The 19,858-nt window shown below is 45.4% G+C and carries 15 protein-coding genes; 4 read left to right on the forward strand and 11 right to left on the reverse strand.

Annotated elements, in window-relative coordinates; genetic code table 11:
- Positions 1-260: 260 nt before the first annotated feature.
- The 5 genes from H6F63_RS11750 to H6F63_RS11770 form a co-directional block, all read right to left on the reverse strand.
- On the reverse strand, positions 261-1,634 hold the full coding sequence (locus H6F63_RS11750; protein WP_190637522.1) for a right-handed parallel beta-helix repeat-containing protein: 1,374 nt from the start codon (positions 1,632-1,634) through the stop codon (positions 261-263).
- A gap of 562 nt (positions 1,635-2,196) precedes the next feature.
- Entirely contained in the window at positions 2,197-3,618 is a 1,422-nt protein-coding gene (gene glgA / locus H6F63_RS11755) for a glycogen synthase GlgA (RefSeq protein WP_190637525.1), read from the reverse strand.
- Positions 3,619-3,710: 92 nt separating this feature from the next.
- A complete protein-coding gene (gene hemC, locus H6F63_RS11760) occupies positions 3,711-4,682 on the reverse strand; it encodes a hydroxymethylbilane synthase (protein ID WP_190637527.1) in 972 nt (323 codons plus the stop codon).
- A gap of 220 nt (positions 4,683-4,902) precedes the next feature.
- Positions 4,903-8,505, reverse strand: coding sequence for a tetratricopeptide repeat protein (locus H6F63_RS11765; protein ID WP_190637529.1), 3,603 nt, complete (start codon positions 8,503-8,505; stop codon positions 4,903-4,905).
- Positions 8,506-8,782: 277 nt separating this feature from the next.
- Positions 8,783-9,217, reverse strand: coding sequence for a lysozyme inhibitor LprI family protein (locus H6F63_RS11770; protein ID WP_190637531.1), 435 nt, complete (start codon positions 9,215-9,217; stop codon positions 8,783-8,785).
- A gap of 217 nt (positions 9,218-9,434) precedes the next feature.
- Between H6F63_RS11770 and H6F63_RS11775 the strand changes: the two genes are divergently transcribed.
- From H6F63_RS11775 to H6F63_RS11790, 4 genes are all read left to right on the forward strand, one after another.
- On the forward strand, positions 9,435-10,550 hold the full coding sequence (locus H6F63_RS11775; RefSeq protein ID WP_190637533.1) for a PEP-CTERM sorting domain-containing protein: 1,116 nt from the start codon (positions 9,435-9,437) through the stop codon (positions 10,548-10,550).
- Between the two features lie 246 nt (positions 10,551-10,796).
- Positions 10,797-10,994, forward strand: coding sequence for a hypothetical protein (locus H6F63_RS11780; RefSeq protein ID WP_190637535.1), 198 nt, complete (start codon positions 10,797-10,799; stop codon positions 10,992-10,994).
- A 63-nt stretch (positions 10,995-11,057) separates the two neighbouring features.
- On the forward strand, positions 11,058-11,822 hold the full coding sequence (locus H6F63_RS11785; protein WP_190637537.1) for a pentapeptide repeat-containing protein: 765 nt from the start codon (positions 11,058-11,060) through the stop codon (positions 11,820-11,822).
- Between the two features lie 53 nt (positions 11,823-11,875).
- Positions 11,876-12,502, forward strand: coding sequence for a TenA family protein (locus H6F63_RS11790; RefSeq protein WP_190637539.1), 627 nt, complete (start codon positions 11,876-11,878; stop codon positions 12,500-12,502).
- A gap of 82 nt (positions 12,503-12,584) precedes the next feature.
- Here the strand turns inward: H6F63_RS11790 and H6F63_RS11795 are convergent, their stop codons facing one another.
- The 6 genes from H6F63_RS11795 to H6F63_RS11820 are packed head-to-tail and all read right to left on the reverse strand — an operon-like array spanning position 12,585 to position 19,777.
- Positions 12,585-13,622: an Npun_R2821/Npun_R2822 family protein gene (locus tag H6F63_RS11795; RefSeq protein ID WP_190637542.1), complete on the reverse strand. Its 1,038-nt coding sequence runs from the start codon at positions 13,620-13,622 to the stop codon at positions 12,585-12,587.
- A 15-nt stretch (positions 13,623-13,637) separates the two neighbouring features.
- The gene (locus tag H6F63_RS11800; RefSeq protein WP_190637544.1) at positions 13,638-14,525 is read right to left on the reverse strand and encodes an Npun_R2821/Npun_R2822 family protein; all 888 of its coding nucleotides are present in this window, start codon (positions 14,523-14,525) and stop codon (positions 13,638-13,640) included.
- Positions 14,526-14,534: 9 nt separating this feature from the next.
- The gene (locus H6F63_RS11805) at positions 14,535-15,506 is read right to left on the reverse strand and encodes an Npun_R2821/Npun_R2822 family protein (protein WP_190637546.1); all 972 of its coding nucleotides are present in this window, start codon (positions 15,504-15,506) and stop codon (positions 14,535-14,537) included.
- Between the two features lie 29 nt (positions 15,507-15,535).
- Positions 15,536-16,504, reverse strand: coding sequence for a glycosyltransferase family 10 (locus H6F63_RS11810; protein WP_190637548.1), 969 nt, complete (start codon positions 16,502-16,504; stop codon positions 15,536-15,538).
- Positions 16,505-16,520: 16 nt separating this feature from the next.
- Positions 16,521-17,720 (reverse strand): glycosyltransferase, encoded by a 1,200-nt coding sequence (locus H6F63_RS11815; protein ID WP_190637550.1) that lies wholly within the window; start codon positions 17,718-17,720, stop codon positions 16,521-16,523.
- A gap of 44 nt (positions 17,721-17,764) precedes the next feature.
- Positions 17,765-19,777 (reverse strand): ABC transporter ATP-binding protein, encoded by a 2,013-nt coding sequence (locus tag H6F63_RS11820; RefSeq protein ID WP_190637552.1) that lies wholly within the window; start codon positions 19,775-19,777, stop codon positions 17,765-17,767.
- Positions 19,778-19,858: the final 81 nt, after the last annotated feature.

The raw sequence follows: 19,858 nt of genomic DNA on the forward strand, positions 1-19,858 counted from the left end.
GTAAAACTTTGTGTGCCTCTTCCCTGATAGTTGTATAGTCCGATGCACTCCTTGGCAGGCTTATTCCAAGTTTTTTAGTAGCGATCGCTTCCAGCAGCACAAGTTTTTAGGAGTAGATAAAAAGCTACCTGACTCCACTCCGCCGCAGGCTTTTTTAATGCAAAGAGCGCTTTCGTAAACCTTCTCAATATGCAAAGAAATCTTTTTGCACATTGAGAGCGATTACTTCTGCATCGTTTGCATTAAAAAATTATTCTTGTCTACTTAAAAAATTCGTAAGCCCCAATGTCATACTGTTGCCCTAGCGGTCGGCTCGATCCCGCATAATCATTAGGGACTTCACTAAGCCTAGTACCAGCCTCAATTAATGGCGAACCAGCTTTTAACTTGTAGTCACTTGCCACCGTAGATCCCAGATTTAGTAACATCGGGTTTGCGTTCACGTCGCCGCTACCCGCAGCAAAACCCGCACTGCCACCGAACCAAGCGTTATTCTGAAATGTCGATTTAGTTTTGTCTGACATTTCCGTCATCTCGCCATCGCCAGTTTGGTAGAAAATGTTGTTGGCAATTAGATTACTCTTATGCCCTTTATCATCTTCGATGAGAAGCATGGCTCGCCCCGCTTTGTAAAACGTGTTGTTGGCAATGACAAAGTTTTTCATGCCCCCACCGTTGCCATAGCTTGAATAGTAAGCGAAGCCTGTAATGCCCCCGATGACAATATTGTTGCGGATTGTGATGTCCTTAACTGGATTGGAAGATCCATAAGGTTCATTAGCTGCCTGAATCCCGCTAGCTGGTTTACCGTAACGGTAAAATTCCGAATTGTTGGTGGTGTAAATGAGGTTTCTCTCTACTGTGATGTCAGTGGCGTTATCCAGGTACAGATTCACGCTGTAGTTGTCATGCACCTTATTACCAGAGGCAACACCGCCGTCGGTGAGAACAATGCCGATTCCCTCACCATAGTTCTCATACACATGGTTATTGCTGATGGTTATGTTACTCGCCATACTGCTGCCGATAGCTTGCGGCCATCCACCATCTGTGTTACGGCTCTTATTAACTAGGCAATTTGAGTAAACAGTGTTGTTTTTGATCTGGATGTTTGAGGCAGTGGTCATATTTTTGTCGTAACCGACAAAGATAGCGTTGCGGTAAGAGTCCTCAATGACGTTGTTGAGGATTTGGATATTCTTGCCACCCCAGGAGACAATTCCGACAAATTTAGCGTTGTCTAGTTCAAAGCCCTTGAAGATGTTATGGCTGCCAGCTACGTTCACTATGTTGGTGTTGCTTGGTGTTCGAGAGCCATCTAGGATTACTTTCTCCCCTGGATAGGATTGGTAGCTTATCGGATTGCTGGAGGTGCCGATGCTGCCGATGTATTGTTCTTGAGAAAACCTGTAGGTGCCTCCCCGGACATATACCGTATCGCCTGGGTCTGCTTTGGTAGCTGCGTGGGTGATGGTGGCAAATGGACTGTTTTGGCTCCCAGAATTGCTATCACTACCATTGGTTGCAACGTAGTAGGTGGTTATAGCTAGTCCTGGTTTTGCAAGCCCAAGGCTAATAACGGGGGCGGCAAGAATCAACAGCAGTCGCGATCCAGAAGACTGTATTTTAGACATTTTTTCCTCTTCGGAAAAGAACAAGAAAGCTAGACATGACTCTGCTGGGCGATTTTATAAAGCTTCATAAGAACTTCATAAAATCGGTCTGCTAAATCCTAGCTGTAGTTAATACCTATTGAGATCCGCGATTCTACTGGCATACTTTCGGAAGAAACGATGAATTTCAAGAAAAACTGGCTTTATTTTTAGGCTGTTTCTGTAGTCACCGCTTGCGTTTGAAAAAATGTTACACAGAATCTAAGCAAGAGTGCGTAAACTGTACTTCATATAAACAATATATATAAGCGATCGCTACCCAGCTCCAACCAGGTGTAACCCAAATAAGTATGGCGCTTGTAGAGCTTTTTATTGCCCCTAAATCAAGGATTATTAGGGATAACCTTAACTTATGACTAGATTTTAGGACTGGTGCGTTACTCTGACAAAGAGTGCATCCTATGCGATCGCAAGGTTTTGAAGGCTTTGTCACCCAGTTTGTCAGGGGTGGGGATCGCGATCACTACATTCCCAACAAAAAACCCCCTAGAGTAGGGGGTTTTTTGTTGGGTGCTTTTTGGGACTACGTATTTACTAACTCAGGCTGTTTAACTGGGCCCGATGGCTCCTCGGTGATGCCGTACATGGAGTTGTAAAGTTTGACATACTCCTTGGCGGACGTATCCCAGCTGAAGTCCATCTGCATTCCCCGCTTCTGCAACTCCTGCCACTGGGGTTTGAAGCGGAAGCCTTCCCAAGCTCGTACCATGCAGGTATAGAGGTCAAGGGGTTCGTAGCGGTCGAAGCAGTAACCAGTCCCAGCGTGTTGCATCGGGTCGTGGAATGAAACCGTATCGACTAAGCCACCAGTGCGCCGCACAATCGGTACGCAACCGTAACGCATAGATAACATTTGGCTAATGCCGCAAGGCTCGAAGCGGCTGGGCATCAGGAAGGCATCTGAGCCAGCGTAGATGCGTCGGGCGAGGGCATCGTTATAGAGTAAGTAGTTTGCCATGCGACCTGGGAAACGAGATGCCATCTGCCACATTTGGGTTTCATAGTAGCGATCGCCCGTACCCAGCAGCACAAATTGAGCGTCAGTATACGACATGAACCGATCGAGCATCTGAATCACCAGATCGATGCCCTTCTGCTCCACCAGTCGCGTTACCATGCCAATTAAAAAGGCATTTTTGTTAACTTCTAAGCCGACTTCTTCTTGCAGTGCAATCTTGTTAGCTTGGCGTTTGTCAAGGGTATCGATGGTGAAAGTCTGTGCGATGTATTTATCAGTGGCGGGGTCATAAACCTCGGTGTCGATGCCGTTGACAATGCCGGATAACTTGCCACTGATGAAAGACAGCAAGCCTTCCAAAGTTTCGCCATACGCCGCAGTTTGGATCTGCTGGGCGTAGGTGGGAGAAACGGTGTTCACCTTGTTAGCAAACTGCACCGCTGCTGCCATCGTGTTGTGACCCTGCATATACCAGGGACACCAGGTAATTTTTTCTAAATACCAGCGCCACGGCCCTTGATAAGCCAAGTTGTGAATCGTGAAGACGCTGGTGATATCGGGATCTTGGTGCATCCACACTGGAATCATGCCAGTGTGCCAGTCGTGGCAATGGACAATTTGCGGTTTCCAATAGTTCCAGCAAAACTCTGCTGCACCGTTGGCAAACAGGGTGAACCGCCAGTCTTCATCTTCCCCAGAATAAATGCGGCGAGGCATGAAGGCAGGATGGCCAAATAGATAAAGCGGCACATCGGTTCCAGGCAGAACGCTTTCGTAAACGTCGAAAGACTGGAACATGGCAGAACCCGACCAGATAGGATCTTTGGGGATCTCCATTTTGTCGGGCAACATACCGTAGTAGGGCATGAATATTCGCACATCATGCCCCATTTTTCGCAGAATTTTTGGTAAGGCACCAACTACATCGCCCATCCCACCAACTTTGGCGACGGGGGCTGCTTCAGCTGCAACAAACAGAATTCGCATGATTACTGGCGTTTCCTGAAATATTTTGTTACATCATACCGAGTCTAGGGATCGGCTACCCGATTTTGGATGCAAGGATTTTGGATTTTGGATTAATGACCGCGTCCGACTTCAGTAAAAATCTCTTCTAAAATTGCAGAAGCTCCCTGTTCCCGTAACCGATGGGCAAGTTGAATCCCTAGTTGTTCGGCATCGCTGGCAGCACCGCTAACGGTATCTTTAATCATCCGCTTGCCGTCCAAACTGGCAACCATCCCCGTTAAGGTGAGGGTATCGCCGTCAATCTGAGTATTAACCCCGATTGGTACTTGACAACCGCCCTCTAGTGTTCGGAGAAAGGCTCTTTCAGCGTAGCAGCGTTGAGCGGTGGGTTTATGCTCTAGTGCTTTGAGTAAATCCAGAATTTCGGTGTCACCCTCGCGGCATTCAATGCCTAAAGCGCCTTGTCCAACGGCGTGAAGAGAAATTTCAGCAGGTATGACTTGATGGATGCGATCGCTCATATCCAGCCGTTGCAACCCAGCCACAGCTAAAATAATTGCGTCGTACTCGCCAGTATCTAGTTTTGCCAACCTAGTATTCAGGTTGCCCCGAATATCTTTAAAGGATAGGTGAGGATAGTGGTGGCGCATCTGTGCCAGCCGCCGCAGGGAAGAGGTTCCCACTACAGCACCTTCAGGCAGGGTGTCGAGTTGCTTGTCTTTGTGCTTTTCATGCACCACGAGGGCATCAGCCGGATTTTCCCGTTCGCTGACGCATCCTAAAACCAATCCTTCTGGCAAGTTGGTAGGCAAATCTTTCAGGGAATGCACGGCAAAGTCTGTCTCGTGGTTGAGCATTCCCACTTCGAGTTCTTTGGTAAATAGTCCCTTATCACCAATCTTGGCTAAGGCAACATCTAGAATTTTGTCACCTTGAGTCGCCATCGTGTGGACTTCAAAGGTGCAATCTGGAAAGTGTTTCTGGAGTTGTGCTTGCACCCAGTAAGTCTGGACGAGTGCGAGTTGGCTTTTACGAGAACCGATGCGGATGGTACGGGTAGGACTGGAAACTGTAGGGGACATATAGCGATCGCCTGAACACAGCAAATAAAGTCACTTTATCTAGACTACCGCAGGCGTGACTGTAATAAGCCTGGAGTTTGATGTCAACGCTCTCAATCTAAGTTAAGTAATATGAATTCTCCCTGATGCTGGAAGCGAGGCAGTCATCGCTGATTTACGTCTAGCAGTGACAGCATAATTGATAGAGCGATCGCATTCTTGCCGCAAATAAAACTACTGACTACAAGCCATTGCCAATCAGGATAAACGGTGCCCAATAATAGGGGTGGCTAAGGTGAGCGCTTACATTAGGTGAACTATTGCGAACATGTTCGACGGCAAAAATGCCCTGCGCTTGACCCAAAGCTGTAGAATCGCCAGTAATCAGGGCGATTTGGGTTTGGCGAAGAGCTTCGGCTTTTGTGGTGTTGCTCTTTTTTAGATTTGCATAGAAGGTATTCATCAAGGTTTGAGTCCCGCCATCGTCAACCGTCCACAGGGAAGCGATCACAGCCCTTGCCCCTGCCCTCTGCATCTGGTAGCCTAAGCCGAGAATCTCTTCGCCGTTCCCCAGTTTTCCGCCCAATCCGGTTTCACAGGCAGAAAGAACTACCAAATCGACGTTCTTGAGGCTCCAATTTTGGATATCTCGGAGGGTGATGCGATCGCCATTTCCAAAGAGAATAAAGGAATCGTCCGGTGTCCCTACGACAAACGCGGCATGAGTGGCGAGATGCACGACGGTGTAGTCATCCATTTTAGGAACAGTGACTTGGGGAGTGAAAGCTTTATCGATGAGTTGGGTTGTAGCGGGAATAGTTTTGGCTAAATTCTCCACCTCGGTTCCAGCAAAGGGCAACCCGGCAAAGTCAAAGGATTGTCCGCCAACGGTGAAGCTGTAGCGTCCCGTTGCAAAGGCACCGGCTAAGACTTGCATTTGGCGTTGCGGTTTGGTGTTGAGGTCGGTGAGGGATGCGGCAGTAATATTATTGATGCGGTAGCGTTGCACTAACCATTGTTGACCGTCGTACAAAGCGGCTAGGGGAATGTAACGCAGTTGAGCGTCGGGTGCGTAGATAATCGTTTGGGCATCTGCGGCTTTGAGGTCGGCTTCTAGGGGTTTAATCAGCCAGTTGTAGAGTTGTTGTGCGGGAGTTTTGGCGTCGGCTGCGGGGTCTTGTAAAGCGCTGCGAAAGGCGACAATTGTCTCATTGAGTTGTTTCTTGGGAACTTGGACGGTGCGCCGAATCGGCGGAGAGTCGGGGGTGGTGAGGATGAGTTCAAGGCGGTCATCCAGAATTAAGGGGTAGAGGAGGACTGCTTTTTGTTGCAGATTTCTCAGGTTATCTTGTAAGGCGTTGAAGTCTCCCATCCGCAGCAGCAAATCCTGAGATAGGGTTTCGGGACTTCGCTGTGTCACCAGTGCCAGCACTTCTGGACTTCGGGTGAAGTTGTTAAATTCTGCCCTAATCGTTTCTTGGGCTTTCACCAGTTGGGCGATACGCTGTTCTTGAGTAGGGGTGAGCATGCCCTTTTGTTTCAGCTGTCGCAGTTGGGTGAGTTCTTTGCCAATTTCAATCGCTTTGTTAAGAACTGCCTGATAGTTCTCCCATGTCTGTTGTTCGGGTAGGAGATTCGGTAAGCCTTGAGCGGTGTTGTTGTTGCCGCGCACGTTGTCCAGGTAGTCGTTGAGTTCTTGAACTTTGAGGAGGTCGAGGACTCGTTGCGCTTCGAGGACTCGGTCTTGCTTGAAGAGGAGGTCAGCTAGAGCGCGGTAGCTGTCTGCGACGGTTTCCGTGTAGGTCTGCTGATCCTTTTGTGGCGCTTCCCGGATATTGCGCCGAATGGTTTCTCGAATACTAATGGATTGCTTATAAAAAACAATCGCTAGTTCTGGCTGGTTTTGTTGGGCCAGCACCATACCAATATAACTAAGCAATTTTCCTTGTGGTTCGTCGCTAAAGCCGATTTCTCGAGCAATAGCCAACGACTGCTGATAACACTCAATTGCTTCAGGGTATTGCCTCAAGGCGTAGTAAACATTCCCTAGATTCCCTAGATTGTCGCCTTCCGTAAAACGATCGCCAACTTCTCGGGCAATAGCCAACACCTGCTGATAGACCTCAAGTGCTTCTCTGTATTGCCCTAGGGAATAGTAAGCATCCCCTAGATTCCCTAGAGTTCCGGCTTCCACATAATGAGCACTGAGGCGCTCAAAGGGACGAAGGCGGTCTCTAAACTGCCGGAAAATAGTCAACGACTGTTGATAAATCTCAATCGCTTCCCTGTATTGCCCCAGAGAATAGTAAGCATCCCCCAGATTAGGCAGAATGTAACCTTCTCCCCTACGGTCGCCAATTTCCCGGACGATAGCCAACGACTGCTGATAGACCGCAATCGCTTCTTTGTATTGCCCCGAAGTAGTGTAAATCTTACCCAATTCGACCAGAGTACCGGCTTCCATTCGGCGATCGCCACTGGCTCTGGCTCCAGCCAAAAACTGCTGTTTGTGTTCTATCTGATCTCTGTAGAGACGAGAGCGATTATCTCGCCCCGAAGCAACGTAAGCACTATCCAAACCCAATTGAGCAGAGTGGTCCCAGTAACCGATTTCTCGACCAATAGCCAACGCCTGCTGATAGACCTCAATCGCTTCTTTGTATTGTCCCGAGGCATTATAAGCTTGACCCAACTCCCTCAGAGAGTGAGCTTCTTCCTGGCGGTTACCGAGTTCTCGTGTAATGGCTAACGACTGCTGATGGATCTCAATCGCTTCTCTGTATTGCCCTAAAGAAACGTAAGACCAACCCAAACTCCTTAGCGAGGAGGCTTTCCCTTGGCGATCGCTAATTTCCCGTTGAATTGCTAGCGCCTGTTGATAAAACTCAATTGCCTGCTGATGTTGCCTCAAATAACTGTAAGCACTACCTAAACTTCCCAGAGAAGTAGCTTCTCCTCGTTGATCGCCGATTTCCCTCGTAATCGTCAACCATTGCTGATAAACCGCAATCGCTTCTTTGTGTTGCCCCATCATTTGATAAGTTCTACCAAAATTTTGTAGCAAGTAAGCTTCTCCCCGGCGGTCACTAAGTTCCCGTTGAATTGCTAGCGCCTGTTGATAAAACTCAATTGCCTGTGCCCACTGATGTGGCCCCAAAGAACCATAAGCACTACCTAAACTTCCTAGAGAGTAGGCTTCTCCTTGGCGATCACCGATTTCCCTCGCAATCGTTAACCACTGCTGATAAACTGCAATCGCTTCTTTGTGTTGCCCCATCATTTGATAAGTTCTACCAAAATTCTGTAGCAAGTAAGCTTCTCCCCGGCGCTCACCAAGTTCCCGTTGAATTGCTAGCGCCTGTTTATAAGACTCAATTGCCTGCTGATGAGTTTGATGAGACTCAATTGCCTGCTGATGTTGCCTCAAAGAACCATAAGCACTACCTAAACCTCCCAGAGAGTACGCTTCCCCTCGGCGGTCACCAAGTTCCCGTTGAATTGCTAACGCCTGTTGATAAGACTCAATTGCCTGCTGATATTGCCCCAAATAGCCGTAAGCACCACCTAAACCCATCAGAGAATTGGCTTCTCCTTGGCGATCGCCAATTTCTCTAAAAATGACCAAAGCCTGCTGGGCTGCCTGCAAGGCTTCTTGAAATTGCCCTCTGTTGAATTGTTGGCTTCCCTCTTGGTACAACCGCAATGCCTCAGCTTTTCTGTCTTGAGTCGTTTGCGCCTGTGCTACCAGAGGCTCAAACTTCAAGGTAAGCGGTAAAAGAGGAGACATCAGCGAAAGCAGTAGAGTAGCAGTGGCAAGGCTGAGAGATTTGAGACAGTAGTGCATTGGCAAATTCTCCAGCTGCTGGTTGGTAGATTTGGTCGCTCCATCATCTATATCTTTAAGCTGTTACTCCTTTAAATTGGTTATTAGTCCCAACCAAGATGGTCGCACTACAAGGATTCGGCAATTCTTGACAATCAGGTTTAAATGACGAACAGCTTATCTGAACTGGAGTTATGTAAAAATCTGATTAGTTGCTAGGAGCGTTGCAAAAAAAGTTCTAATACCGCGATCGCATTCCTCACCTATTTCATTTAAGTAGTGCGATCGCATTCTCAATTTACTTATTTGTATCAACAAGATAACTTTCTAATTGTGCTGTACGCTGTCTTGTCGTCTCTGCAAGACATCCACTGTAAATCATCGGTTCCATTGTTCCCCCCTCAACTTCACTTCTCTCAAAAGCACAACTGCTATCTCGAAACTTGATCCACGCCTGTTGTGCAGTAATCAGTTTCTGGCGGCGGGAGCTTGTCAACTTTGGTAGAAGTCGCTGGTAAACTTGGTTGAGCCTTCTGTCAGCGGCTTGGTAGGACAACCCAGCACAAGCGTTCATTTCTGCTTGAGTTTGAGGATTGTTACAGTTAGGGCGTTGAGCTATGTGTACGCCTGTTAAATTAGTTGTTGCATCTGCCATTGCTGGGGCGGTAGTGCCTAAACTGATCAGAGTTGCTACACTTACGAGCGCGGATAATACAGGTAATAACTGACGCATAGCCAAATTTTTAACTCAGTGTAAGTGTAGTCATAACATAACCCAAATGCGATCGCTCTCTTATAGGTGGTCGCGATACGCTTACGTCTTTATGCTTCCTCTGAATTTGGTTCGGTTTGTACTTAAACATCATTTGTATAGAAAAAACTTTTTATACTGGTAATTTCCCGATATTGTAGAAATTATTTGTAATAAATCATAAAAAGGTGTACCATCCATGTACGAAAAGCTTGCTGTCCTTAAAGCTTCACTGGTTCTCAGTGCCTTCACTACCTTTTTTCTGGGTCTATCTTCTGCCAATGCAGCTATATTAGTCGGCAATACCACAGGTAACAACGTACTGCTCTTTGACGAACAGAGTGGAGCATATCTTGGAGATTTTATCACTCCTGGTACAGGTGGATTAATTGCACCAGATGACTTGAACTTCGGCCCTGATGGCAACTTTTACGTCTCTAGTGGAAACACCCCTGAAACTTCTGCCATTCTTCGCTACAACGGAAAGACGGGGAAATTTATTGATGTTTTCGCCTCTGGCGGCGGCTTATTTCGTCCTTATGGTAATGCGTTTGGCCCCGATGGTTATCTCTACGTCAGTAGTTTCCTCAGTGACCAAATCCTGCGTTACGACGGAAAAACGGGAGATTTTATTGATGTTTTCGCCTCTGGAAATGGTCAACCAGGCGGATTAAACGGGCCGAACGGCTTACTTTTCGGTTCTGATGGCAGCCTATTTGTCACTACTCAGGGTAGTATTGCTGTTAACGGCAATCCCACTTTTCCGGGACTCCCCAGCCAAGTGCTGCGGTTTGATCTGAAAACAAAAACTTCTACGGTATTTATCGAACAGCCAACACCATCACCAGACAGTTTTGGCTTTGTTAGTTTGCTGGGATTAGCTTTTGGTTCTAATAGCGATCTCTTTGTCAGTGATTTCGCTAACGACATCAGACGTTATGACTTGAACACAGGGACGGAGATTGATGTTTTATCAACCAATTACACGGGGACAGTTCCGAGTAGCAATTTCATCGGTAACTTGACCTTTGGCGTTGATGATATTCTCTACACTGTAGGCTTTGACATAAATACTAACTTTGGCGCAATCCTTCGTTATGACGGAGTTACAGGAGAACCCTTACCCTTACCGGGTAATAATGGCTCTATTTTTGTACCCACCAGTAATAAGTTATTACGTCCTATCGGTATAGCTTACACTTCGCAACCGCTTAATATTTCAGTCCCAGAACCTGCTACGACGGTTTGCTTATTGACGTTGGGCGCTTTATTCCCTGCTTGGCGGCAACAACGCCAACGTCAAGTTGTTAAGTAAGTAGGGAACAATTAACCAAAAATAGCCTTTGAGGGCGATCGCATTCTTTTCCCGGTTCATTTTGCTAGTAGCGATCGCCTCTGTAAATACTATTTCTGGTGTCAGTGACCAAAATCACTCCTAAGGAAGAAGACTGTCACGTTTTTTTGTATGTTTCGATCACCCTAGCTTAAAAATAAATTAACCATATTAGTAATACAGATTTACAGTATGTAAATCATCTGGTGAGGGGAAGGGGAGATTGAAATGTTAGAAAAATTTATGGTAGCCGCCACGCTGACATTTTCGCTCAACCTGTTTTTAGGACACAGCTGGTCAAATGCTCCCCTGACCTATTCAAAAATCAACTTGAAAGAAACCGCAGATCAAATTGTCAGTCTTTTGCCTCTGGCTAATCATCAGGCTCCGGAAAGTGCCGATCGATATAATAATTCTGCACGATAACGCAGAGAATTCCTTAATGGTTTATGCTGGGGAAAATAGAGCGTTACGGCTGTACGACTCGATATGAAATCCCAAATCGCCGCAACAGCAGCATTATTGGCAACAATTTCCCTAGCAGTTCCCGCAATAGCTGAAGATGTGCAACATCTCAGGCAGCTGTTGGCAACTAAACAATGTCCGCAGTGCAATTTGAGTGGAGCAGGTTTTGCTTTAGCTGACCTGTCGGGAGCAAATCTGAGCGGCGCTGACTTGAGCCGTGCCAACCTAAGTCGTGCTAATTTGAGTGGTGCAAACCTGGCTGGTGCTAACCTCAGTGGTGCTTCATTGTTTGGTGTCAACTTGGCTGGTGCTAACTTGACTGGTGCAAACCTGACTGGTGCTGACCTGAGAGAAAGTTATTTAGTTAATGCGAGTATGGTTAGTGCCAATGTCAACGGTGCTAACTTTCAGGCTGCTGTAGGTATCCCCAACTACGCAGCCACAGCTGAAGAGTTCTATACTTGGGGCGTGGTAGAAGGTCAGAAAGGGGATCAAGGAGGAGCGATCGCTCATTTCAATCAGGCTCTAGCTCTTAAACCTCAGTTTGCTGCCGCCTATTTTGCTCGTGGAGTAGCTCGTTATCAAGCAGGCGATCGCCAAGGGGCGGTGCTGGATTCCCAGCGGGCCGCAGAAATTTTTACAGTCCAGGGGAATATGCAGGGCTACCAAACCGCCCAACTTTTCATTAAAGAGATTACTACACCTCCAAAACAACCAGGTAGCGGCGGTGGAAATCTGATGAACTTCCTGGGAGGGATTGGTTCGCTACTACTGCAAATGCTTTTGTAAGACTTGTGGGGTAGGCTAGGGGCATCGCCCGCCCAATATTCTCAAAGCAGTTTATGACCTTATCCAGCGACTTGTGGCAGACTAATCAAGATTTAGCGCAAGCCTGCCTTAAGCATTCCTTTGTTCAGGGCATTGCTGACGGTACGCTGCCTCAAGAGCGATTTGCCTACTACGTGGGGCAAGATGCTTTTTTCTTAGAAGCTTTTGCCCGTGCCTATAGCATCGCCGCAGCTAAGGCTCCCGACTCGGAGGCATTTAACATCTTCCACACCCTCGCCGGCGGTGTTTTGGATGAGCTTCGCCTGCATCAAGGATATGCGCGAGAGTGGGGAGTAAACTTAGCGGCGGTAGAACCGGGAGCCGCGACGCGCCGTTATACTGATTTTCTGCTGGCTACAGCTTGGGGTTCTGAGATTGGCGCGATCGCTGTGGCAATGGCACCCTGTATGCGTCTTTATCTTTTCTTAGGTCAGCAACTCGCTCAAAAGGGGATTCCAGACCATCGATACTCTGACTGGATTCGCACCTACAGCAGCCAAGAATTTGACCATCTGGCTGAAAAGCTGGAAAAGCTAGTTGACCGCTACGCCAGCGCCACAGCATCTGTAACATCAACTTATCGCTATGCCATGTTGTGCGAACGAGACTTTTTTCAAGCGGCATGGGTAGTGGAGTCTTGATAATAATGCCTGCCAACCTAGCTCAAGGCTGAGAGGAAAGCTTTTAAATCAATTCAGGTGATATTGTGGCAACCTTTTTAGTTTATTTAGCACGTTTTAACACACCCGTGCTAACTAATTTGGATCTGATCTTACCAATGTTTTGGCTAACAAAGCTTTTGGCATTTCTTTGTGCGCGAACCAGCAAACTTGGACGAACCAACTTGGGACGTTCTTCAGGTGAGTTCAAATACCGATAATGCAAAAACACATCTCGATAGGGAATATTAATATCTTCACCAGCACAAAGCTGTGTAAACTCTGAAGAAGCGATACTCATGTAGTGAATATAAGTAAGCCGACGACCTTTGTCATAAAGCACATGATCTACTACATCAAATTTAGAAGACCAGTGACTACCTGTTGCCTGCTCTAGATCGTGATAAGCGAAGTTGTAGTAGGAAATGCCACTACGTGATACCAGGTAGTTGTACAGCGGTTGATCGGAACCTCGTAATGACATTACTTCCGCTTCACCAGCTTTTAATTTCTCCAATAAATCCGCTAACTCAACAGAATTAAACACCCCTTTTTTAGAAGCAAACCAACCCGCACAGAATATTTGAGATTTTGCTTTTTCTAAGCCGATAGTTTTTTCAATTAGTTTCTCTGCTTCCGGGTTAAAAATATAATCCATATCAGACTTATACTGAAAGTCATTGACTACCCATTCATAATTATCAAGTTTCTGATAAATCTGCTCGATGGGTCCCATTAAAAGAGTATCTGCATCCATATAAATAAACTTATCGAATGCTCCATCAAAACTACATAATTTTCTAACAAAATTCACCCTGCGAACTTCAGGCCAGCCTTTTTTGTGCCAAACTTTCTGAGCTGTTTTGTGAGCTTTCCATGCCTGAGTAATGAAGTCTTCCCAAAAAGCAATAGAGGCTGCATCATCAAACAGAGTGACATTCTTTCTGGCTGCTACTTCAGCACGAATCTTGTCTAATTGAGTATTGTAAGGAATAACACAAACTGGGATTTCTTTACCAGCATTAAGTTCTATGCTGTTTAAGAGAGCAACCAGCTGGTCATAAACCATATCGTTAGCAAACGTATAGATACCATTTGTCATTGTCTGATCCTTTGCCTAAGTGCGCGTTGCAACAAAAGGAAATAGGCGGAGAAGTTTTCTCTGCCATGCGGGTCTGCCTTCATGTAGATAACGATAATGTTCCCATAAGTCCCAGTATGCACCACCCGGTTTAAGCGGTGTACCTGCCCAATGGAGATATATTAGACGTTTATCCTGATCGTAAAGGACATGGTCTTTCTCCTGAAAGTGTTTAGAACCAGCCCAACTACCAGGCTCTCCTTCTGGACTTTTAACAAGATTGTAACGTTTGGGAATAAGCTTAAGCACCATGTAGTTGAGAATTGGCTGGTCTGTTACTCCTTGAGTAAAATCGAAATACTCGCGGTGGGTTGCACACTCGCGTAGTATTTCATCCATTTGCTGTTCTGTAATTGCTCCCTTTTTGGAAGCCCAAAGACCACTATTAAAAACGTCTTGAAGTTCCGTTTCAGTAAAGATGTTGTGTTCTTTCACATAGGGGGAAAATATGTTCCGCAAGCCTTCGTTAGCATGATGATAATCGCAACAGATAAAACCTACTTCAGATAGTTTATTTAAGACATCTGAAATCTTATTGAATACGATAATATCAGTATCAATATAAAGAAATTCATCTAACGGGCCGAACCATACCGCTAATTTACGCATTTTATTTGGTAAGGCTAAAAAATCCCGGTCAAATATCTCTCCAATTTTTTTGGTAAATTGATCTATAAACTCTAAGTTAGGAAAAAGCTGAACATTGTGTAATTTGTTGATAGTATCGGCGACTTTCTGATATTCTTCATTAAATGGAATGAGAAAAACGGGTACTTCGGGATCGTAAGAACGAATACTATTAAGGAGCGCGATCGCATTATCGTACACGCGGTCATTAGCAACTATATAAATTCCCCGACTCATACCTGTTCCTCAACGAGTTAGTTTTAATTTCTTTAGCACTCTTTTCATCAAACTAGGGCGTGGCTTGTAGTTGTAAGGTACTGGAACACCTGTAAAAACTGGACGTTTCTCCGGTTCATGAAGATAACGATAGTGCAGGAAAATATCTCGATAGGGAAAGTCTATATTTTCTCCTGCACATACCGCTGCTGGGACACGGGGGGAAATTCCAATGTAATGAATGTATGTCAGTCTTTTGCCCTTATCATACAGAATATTATCCTTCTCTTCAAATTGTTTAGACGTGACTGTACATCCAGTTACTTCACTTTCAGGCCAATGATGGGCAAAGTTATAAATAGGGATGCCAGACCTCATAAACATATAATTAATAACTGGTTGATCGTGACCGCCAGGTTTAAAAATTTCTGATTCTCCTGCTTGAAGTTGGGAAATTAACCAATCTCTTTGCTCTTGGCTAAAAACTCCCCGCTTCGAGCCATAAAATCCAGAACAAAATATCTCTTTGTTGATTTTTTCTTTATTAAAAACTTCTAATAATTTTGTAGATTTAATATTATAAACATATTCTGGTTGCACATACTGAAAATCATATACTACACAATTATATTCATCTAATTTATCAAAAACAAAATCTAGTGATTTCATCACTAGTGTATCCGCATCCATATAGATAAATTTGTCAAAAGGCCCATCGAATGCACAAAATCGTCGATGAGCGCCATAAAGCCTTTTGCTCCGATCCATTTTATCAGGACGAACTCTTTGCATGAATTCATCCCAGCGCTGAATTGATTCTGTATCGTCGTAAAGAAAAACGTTTGGTCGCTTGGAAATTTCAGCGCCAATCATCTCTGTATGCTCATCAAACGGATAAATACAGACAGGAGTTTCGGGACCTAGTACGACCTCAATGCTATTGAGCAAAGCAACTATTTGGTCGTAAACCCTGTCATTACCCAGTGTGCAAATACCATTCATAGTGACTAAGTAAGAATCAGGTTTTTAATCTACAGAGCTTTGTCTACAAATTTGGACATCCAGTTTAGCAGATTTAATTCATGCAAGATGATTTGTCGTGCCTCGCCGATCGCTTCCTTAGCCTCATACCAAGCATCAGGTGTCGCTATCACTTCCTTAATATACCCTATCCCTTTTTCATCCAAACTGGGCAGTCTCAGGAAGCTTCCCGGTGGTAATAATTTATCAGCAGCAGGGCCACCATAGTAGATTGGTAAACACCACGCCAAAATAGCATCCCACAGCTTTTCACTCACATACCAATTATTATCGGCATAGTTTTCTACAGCCAGATTGTAGTAGTAGGGTGCGGTAACGTTCCATTTATTATTAACTTGTCCATATCCACCCGCCCACTCAGGTAAATTGCGCCCATACAAGTCAAAGTCTAAACGGTTTTCTCGTAAGAGCTTCAAAAAAGCCAAACGCTTGCGATGATTACCAGTTCGGTCGATACCAGAAGTTATCCAGCAGCACGGGCGCTCCTTTTCTGGCGCACCCATCTCATTCAGATCTCGGAAGGAATTTGCATGATACCAAATGGCAGGCATATAATCAGGATTTGGCGCAAAGTCATCCGGCCCTGAGACATAGCCACAGTATAGCTGAGCATTTTGGTATTCAGCAATTCTTCTCTGTTCTTTTTCAGGGAAGGGCGGCTCCCGCACCAGAGAAACTATGCGTTCTTTGGGAACTCCCCGCAGCAATTTGAGCATATCTTGTTCGCTGTTTCCCTGCTGCTTTTTAGAGCGACTAAAGATTCCCCACCCCGGCTTCTTTTGGGATAAATTAGGGAAATCATTAAAATTGTACAGCAGTAAAAAGTCTGGCTCTGTTGCTGGTGCCAGCATTTGAATGCTACCCCAAGCTCCTAAAGAATGTGGAGTTTGTTGCCACAACCAATCTCTTTGGTTAAGACTTGAATAGCTGCTAAGCATCCCCACAATTTTTCTACTCATAAAGTTACCTTCCTAGCTAATTAACTGGGGATGGACGCATAGAATCGTCTACGTAGTTTAGAATTTTGGCAATTCTATTTTCCCACGAGAACTGCCTCACAAAATCTATGCTGTTTGAATATCCGTCGGGTTTTCTGGGATGGGTTTCCAAAACTTGTTTAAGGCATTGGGCAAATTGAGTGGGACGATCTGGTTCGCACCAAAGCGTGATCGCATTGGTAGATTTAAATTCTATCAACGATGGAATTTCTGTGGCTACGATGGGAGTACCAGATGCCATGTAATCAAAAAGTTTGAGTGGAGACGTGAAAGTTGCCGCTTCACCGGAACAGTGAGGGTGCGCCAAGATATCAGCAGCTTGGAGTAAAGTAGCTAACTCATTTTGCGGTAAGTAGCCTAAAAAAGTGACGTTTTGTGTTTCCTTTTCCTTGGTTAGCTGCTGATAAGCTTGTACTTGTGACTCATTACCACCAGCGATCGCAAACTGAATCTGTGGTAATTGCTTGGCAACATCTATCAGCAGATCAACGCCCTTAAATTTGTTCACCGCGCCTGAATAGACAACTAAATGCTGGCATCCATTCACTAGCAGTTTCTGTCGCCATTCCTGAGCCCCTTCTGGCTGCCTGAGGAGAAATACTTGATTAAATCCATTATGAAGTTTAATTACTTTATCCGGTGGCATTCCATTTTGGATCATACTTTCACGGACTGTATCCACCACTGTCACTGCAATTTGAAATAGGGGATGACGAACAATTTCTGGCTCAAATTGCTTGGCGTTGTGATGGTGATGTTCGTAAATTGCTGGAATACCCTGTTTTATAGCCGCCTTCACAAAGTTCCAATCTCGCGTGTGTACGAGCTGAGTAGACGGCTGGATATGAAAAGGGAAATAATACTTCGACACTGCTGTGCTGGAGTTATTCCACTTTCCACCTCTTGGAGAAAGGGGCCACGGCATCGGCAGAGGTGCGACTTTTAACTTGTCTTGAAGATTATAAAATCTTGCCAATTCTGACGTTGGTGTTTGTGGACGAAAGGGATAAAATAACTCGAATGGATTGGAAGAGTCTTCTCTATTACGAAGATAAACTAAAACTGTTGAGTAACCTAAGTTGGCGGCTGCATTAGCAGAATGGGCAACTTGAACTAGGTGAGCTGCATTAGGTTGAGGTAATACATTTCTAGTAAAGAATATATAGTGTTTGGTCATGGGCGCTTTAAAAACTATTCCTTCAAATTAAAGGGAAGCCATTGTTATTTAAGCGGCAGATTAGCGCTATTTTCAAAAAACTCGATGGTATTGAGAATGCTGATGGCTGAGCTATAAGATTCTTCAAGTAATTCATTTTGCTCTTCGGGAGTATCTACTAGTTCGTCAGCCAGTAAACGCAGGGAACCAATTATAGAGTTAAGGCGGGTACGAGCTTCGTAAGAAAGACGATTACGGATTTCTTCATGGTAGGTGGATATACCTTGAGGCTGTTGAGAGAATTGCATTTCGTACAGACGCGCATAGAAGCCGCCTTTACTTAAAAGCTCTCTATGCGTCCCCACTTCCACAACACGTCCTTTATCTAGCACAGCAATTTGATTGGCTTTTTGCACAGTCGAGAGGCGGTGAGCAATCACGAGCGTAGTCCGCGAACGGCTCAACTCCTCGATTGCTGCTTGTACAAGGCGTTCAGAAACAGTATCTAACGCACTTGTTGCTTCATCAAGAATTAAAATATCTGGGTCTTGCACTAAAGCGCGAGCGATCGCAAGGCGTTGGCGTTGACCTCCAGAGAGCAGAACACCGCGATCGCCTATAAGAGTATCAAATCCTTTTGGCAATCCCATAATAAATTCATAAGCATTTGCTCGTTTCGCTGCGGCGGTAACTTCTTCGTCCGTGGCATCTGGCCGGGCATAAGCAATATTATTGCGAACCGTGGTATTGAACAGAAACGTATCCTGGCTAACAATCCCCATTTCTCTTCGGAGAGTCTTGAGATCGAACTCCCGCAGATCAATCCCGTCTATGCTAATGCTGCCCATCGTTGGGTCATAAAATCGCGGTAAAAGGTCAGCCAAAGTTGACTTTCCAGCACCCGATGACCCCACCAAAGCCAAAGTTGTTCCCTTTGGCAGGTACAAATCAACATCCTTTAGTACCATATCCGCCTGACTGGGGTAGCCAAAAGATATCTGATTGAAATGAATCCCTTCTTGCAAAGGTTTGTAAGTTACAGAACCGTTGCCCATGAACGGCTTATTATCTCGGCGCAAGAAGTCATTAGCTATCTCTACACTAGCAGCGCTATTGGCTAAAGCTCCCCGTGCGCTATTTAACTGTGTAATAAAGGGCAGTAACCGGAAAAGCAACAATAAGTAAGTCAGTAGCACTGCCGAAAGAGATTCAATCTCATCAGCAAAGAAAGTCCGCCCAAGAAAGACGATCGCAATCAAACCAACAATACCAGTAACCTCGCTAACTGGGCCGATAGCCGCCGAGTTTGCCTGAGATTGGAAATCAGCTTTTTCGCGAGCACGAATTAATTCATGAATTCTTTGATACTCTCTGGCTTCGTTCCCTGTTGCCTTAACCAGCCGAATCCCACTAAGTGCTTCTAGTACAGAGATAGAATAACTTTTAGACATCTCTGAGAGCTGCTTGCCAAAATACTTAGCACGGGAAATCGAGTATTGATTGACTACCGCAACTACAGCCAGTAAAACTGTTGAAGCCAGTGTCAGTTGCCAGGAGATAGCTAGCAGCAAAGCCACAAACACCAACACTGTAATTACGGTGATCACCATTTTGAGTGCGGTGCTAATTGCCGTAGCAGCCCGACTGACTTCTCCACCCAAACGATTTATCAGATCGCCGACTTTCGCCTGGGAGTAAAAATCTAAGTCCACCTCTAGCAACATCTGCACTCCTGCTTCCCGCAGGTCGGAGGTGAGGGCCCGCGACAGAGAACTCGATACTAACGAACTGCCATAGGTCGCAAGGTTCTTCAAAACAATGATCGCCACAATAGCGGCTGCCATTACTATCAGCCGATAGTCGCTAGGAACTCCATCAAAGGGCGACATAATAAACTTAAGAATCGGCGGTCCGCTCTTTAAATCTATTTGTTGACCTAAAAAATTCAAAATTATAGGTGCAATTAGGGCTGTACTCACCCCGTTAAACAATCCCCCAGAAAAGCCCAAAATAATCGTTAGGACAATCCAAGCAGGATATCGGCGAGCAAATTTTAGGAGTAGCTTACTTGAAGACATACAGCCCTTCCTGCTACAAAGTTACTGGTAATCAAAAGAGACACTTGATTTATTCTCTAACCGTCTGACCAAAACCCAATT

The organism is Trichocoleus sp. FACHB-40 (assembly GCF_014695915.1).
GTDB classification, from domain to species: Bacteria; Cyanobacteriota; Cyanobacteriia; order Cyanobacteriales; family FACHB-T130; genus Funiculus; species Funiculus sociatus.

Coding starts and splice junctions, on each gene's coding strand:
- H6F63_RS11750 (WP_190637522.1), bottom strand. CDS start 1,634: ATGTCTAAAATACAGTCTTCTGGATCGCGACTGCTGTTGATTCTTGCC.
- glgA (WP_190637525.1), bottom strand. CDS start 3,618: ATGCGAATTCTGTTTGTTGCAGCTGAAGCAGCCCCCGTCGCCAAAGTT.
- hemC (WP_190637527.1), bottom strand. CDS start 4,682: ATGTCCCCTACAGTTTCCAGTCCTACCCGTACCATCCGCATCGGTTCT.
- H6F63_RS11765 (WP_190637529.1), bottom strand. CDS start 8,505: ATGCACTACTGTCTCAAATCTCTCAGCCTTGCCACTGCTACTCTACTG.
- H6F63_RS11770 (WP_190637531.1), bottom strand. CDS start 9,217: ATGCGTCAGTTATTACCTGTATTATCCGCGCTCGTAAGTGTAGCAACT.
- H6F63_RS11775 (WP_190637533.1), top strand. CDS start 9,435: ATGTACGAAAAGCTTGCTGTCCTTAAAGCTTCACTGGTTCTCAGTGCC.
- H6F63_RS11780 (WP_190637535.1), top strand. CDS start 10,797: ATGTTAGAAAAATTTATGGTAGCCGCCACGCTGACATTTTCGCTCAAC.
- H6F63_RS11785 (WP_190637537.1), top strand. CDS start 11,058: ATGAAATCCCAAATCGCCGCAACAGCAGCATTATTGGCAACAATTTCC.
- H6F63_RS11790 (WP_190637539.1), top strand. CDS start 11,876: ATGACCTTATCCAGCGACTTGTGGCAGACTAATCAAGATTTAGCGCAA.
- H6F63_RS11795 (WP_190637542.1), bottom strand. CDS start 13,622: ATGACAAATGGTATCTATACGTTTGCTAACGATATGGTTTATGACCAG.
- H6F63_RS11800 (WP_190637544.1), bottom strand. CDS start 14,525: ATGAGTCGGGGAATTTATATAGTTGCTAATGACCGCGTGTACGATAAT.
- H6F63_RS11805 (WP_190637546.1), bottom strand. CDS start 15,506: ATGAATGGTATTTGCACACTGGGTAATGACAGGGTTTACGACCAAATA.
- H6F63_RS11810 (WP_190637548.1), bottom strand. CDS start 16,504: ATGAGTAGAAAAATTGTGGGGATGCTTAGCAGCTATTCAAGTCTTAAC.
- H6F63_RS11815 (WP_190637550.1), bottom strand. CDS start 17,720: ATGACCAAACACTATATATTCTTTACTAGAAATGTATTACCTCAACCT.
- H6F63_RS11820 (WP_190637552.1), bottom strand. CDS start 19,777: ATGTCTTCAAGTAAGCTACTCCTAAAATTTGCTCGCCGATATCCTGCT.